The organism is Prosthecobacter sp. (assembly GCF_044373815.1).
GTDB lineage: Bacteria > Verrucomicrobiota > Verrucomicrobiia > Verrucomicrobiales > Verrucomicrobiaceae > Prosthecobacter.
Window position 1 is genome coordinate 1 of the sequence record NZ_JBIPNG010000659.1, and the last position, 2904, is coordinate 2904.

Sequence of the window (2904 nt, forward strand, 5' to 3'; positions counted from 1 at the left end):
GTCGGGCGTTTCTTTATGAGCGATGGGCGGCGGCATGAAGGGTCCGCATGATAGGCGATGAAACGAACCTGAGAAGCAATAAGAGTGTCACACAAATGGGGATCGACCCATGGTCTTGAAGCTTTTTTGTACTCGCTGTCACGGACACAGTGGCGTTAGTTTCATACCGCCGATGAAACTCTCCGAAAAAGCCCTGCTGTATCGCGAACTGGCCAAGCTGGTGGGGGCAAACTTTCATCTGGACCGCTCGTTGGAACTCCTGCTCAAGCAGCAGCCTTCCCATGCGCGCCGCACCTGGCTGCAGGGCCTGCAGCTCGGCTTGAAAGAGGGCAAGAGCGTCGCCGCCTCCATCACCGAACATTGCGGGGCATTTTCAGACGCCCTTGAGTTTGCCCTGATTGACGCCGGAGAGCGCAGCGGACGCCTAGGGGATGCCTTCAGCCACCTGTCGCGCTACTTTGAAGCCTGGAACATGGCGGTGAAGCAGGCCATCGGGGCGATGATTTATCCGCTGATCCTCGCGCATCTGGGCATCGTGCTGCCAGAGCTGCCGACCATGGTCACATCAACCATGGAGGACAAACCCTACTCGCTAGGGGGCATCTTCATGCCGCTGGCCATCCTCTGGCTGATCCTGCTGTCCCTCTTCCTGATCTGGCGCTGGCTCTCGCGGCTGGGCGCGGAATCGGCGGCGGTGGATCGCGGGCTCGGGTACATCCCGCTGATCGGCAGCGCACGCAGGCACTGGGCGCTGGCACGTTTTTCCCAGGTGTTTCACGCCTGCCTGCTGGCCTCCATGCGGATGACAGAGGCCATGCAGCTCGCGGGCAGCGCCTCGCACAGCGGCCTGCTGCGCCATGCCGCGAAGGATGCCGCCCAGCGCATCGCTGCGGGAGAAACGATCGCCGGAGCCATGGCGGACGTGCATGGCTTTCCCATTACATTCGTTCACGGCATCGCCACGGCGGAAGAAGCCGGAACCCTAGACCACGAAATGAACCGCTGGGCCGCTGCTGAGACCATCGAAGCCGGAGACGCCGTGCAGCGTGCGGCGCAGTGGCTGCCGAAGATCGCCTATGCATTCGTCGTCATGTATGTGGCCTACCGCATCATCACCATGATGTCGGGCTTTTACGGCGGCATGCAGCAGCAGCTCGACAACCTGTGAGGCGGATCACCGCTTGAGGCACCTTTTGGTGGCAATATTCGCTGCTTAAGGACGAAAAGTGCTTTACGGCCTGCTTTAAATGCGCTTTCTGTTCGCCCGAACAGCTTTTTATTACACACTGAACATCCACGATTATGGCCAGAGCACCCAAAGAAACTTCCGAAACTTCCGCAGCCAAACCCGACAAGCTTGCTGAAGCACGCGGCCGCAATCTCGACCTGGCCATCCAGCAGATCCAGAAAGACTACGGTGAAGGTGCCATCCTCCGCATGGGCGGCGAAGGTGTGAAGTCTGACATCACCGTCATCCCCACCGGCAATCTGCTCATCGACCAAGCGCTCGGCACCGGCGGCTTCCCCCGTGGTCGCGTGGTGGAAATCTACGGCCCGGAATCTTCCGGTAAAACCACCCTCACCCTCACCGTCATCGCCCAGGCGCAAAAGACAGGCGGTCTGGCAGCCTTCATCGACGTGGAGCATGCCCTCGATCCCGCCTATGCCCGCCGTCTTGGCGTCAAGATGGACGAGTTGCTCGTCTCCCAGCCCAGCTCCGGTGAAGAGGCCCTGCGCATCTGCGAAACCCTCGTCCGCTCCAACGCACTCGACGTCATCGTCATCGACTCCGTGGCCGCGCTCGTCACCCGTCAGGAACTCGAAGGCGAAATCGGCGACTCCACCGTCGGTGCCCAGGCCCGCCTCATGAGCGCCGCCCTCCGCAAGCTGACCGCCATCATCGCCAAGGCCCGCACCTGCTGCATCTTCACCAATCAGATTCGTGAAAAGATCGGCGTCATGTTCGGCAACCCCGAAACCACCCCTGGCGGCAAGGCCCTCAAGTTCTACGCCAGCGTGCGCGTGGACATCCGCCGCATCGGTGCCATCAAGACCACCGACGGCACCGTCACCGGCAACCGCACCAAGGTCAAAATCGTGAAGAACAAGCTCGCCCCTCCCTACACCGAGGCCGAGTTCGACATCATGTACAACGAGGGCATCTCCAATGTCGGCTCTCTGCTCGATCTCGCGATGGATTACGAAATCCTGCAAAAGCGCGGCTCATGGATCAGCTATAAGGGCACCCAACTCGCCCAGGGCCGCGATGCCGCCAAGGAAGTCCTCCGCAACGACGCCACCGTCTATGCCGAGATCGAAGCTGCCGTGAAGGCCAAGCAGGCCGAAAAAGCCGCAGGCTCAGAGAAAGGCTCTTCCAAAAGCTCCGCTCCAGCCGCCGCCGAAGAAGAGTAATCAGGATCAGGCGTGGGGCGTGCAAGACCGCCCCGCGCCCGCTCCCTTCGTCGTTTGACTTTTCCCGCCCCGTGCGCCTCTTTTTGCGGTCATTCCGCGAATCGTATGGCTAAGCACGGCCAGCAACAGCAGGAAACCTCCGCGAACCCGAATCCATCGGTCGGCGGGGGCGGGCAAACTATTGTCGAGCTCAGCGAAATCACTTCCTGCGGCCTCGTGTTCTGGTCACGCCAGCGTTTTGATCTGGGTGCCGAAGTCCAGGTGCGCATCCAGCGCTCAGCCCTGACGCCCGCGATGCTCGCCATGACAGCAACCGACTCGAAGTGGGTCATGCTCAAATGCCTCGTGGTTGCCAGCTCTCCGCAGCGGCGCACAGACGGCTCCTACGGCTTCAAAGTCTCCCTCCTGGTGGTGCAGGCAGCGGACGACAGCTCTCCCTCACCCAAGCACCGGTCCATGATGCCATGGTTCGTACCGCCTCTGAGCGGTCTG

3 protein-coding genes are annotated in these 2904 nt (G+C 61.2%); all 3 read left to right on the plus strand.

Annotated features, from left to right (window positions below; genetic code table 11):
- Positions 1 to 172 precede the first annotated feature (172 nt).
- Complete coding sequence (locus ACIREA_RS29865) at positions 173 to 1168, plus strand: type II secretion system F family protein (protein WP_397385970.1); 996 nt, start codon at positions 173 to 175, stop codon at positions 1166 to 1168.
- A 134-nt stretch (positions 1169 to 1302) separates the two neighbouring features.
- The gene (recA, locus tag ACIREA_RS29870) at positions 1303 to 2412 is read left to right on the plus strand and encodes a recombinase RecA (protein ID WP_397385971.1); all 1110 of its coding nucleotides are present in this window, start codon (positions 1303 to 1305) and stop codon (positions 2410 to 2412) included.
- A 105-nt stretch (positions 2413 to 2517) separates the two neighbouring features.
- Positions 2518 to 2904, plus strand: a 387-nt coding sequence (locus ACIREA_RS29875) for a hypothetical protein (RefSeq protein WP_397385972.1), incomplete at its 3' end; no start/stop codon positions are given.

Excerpts from the sequence above, each read along its gene's own strand:
- ACIREA_RS29865 (WP_397385970.1), top strand. The coding sequence starts at position 173 with ATGAAACTCTCCGAAAAAGCCCTGCTGTATCGCGAACTGGCCAAGCTG.
- recA (WP_397385971.1), top strand. The coding sequence starts at position 1,303 with ATGGCCAGAGCACCCAAAGAAACTTCCGAAACTTCCGCAGCCAAACCC.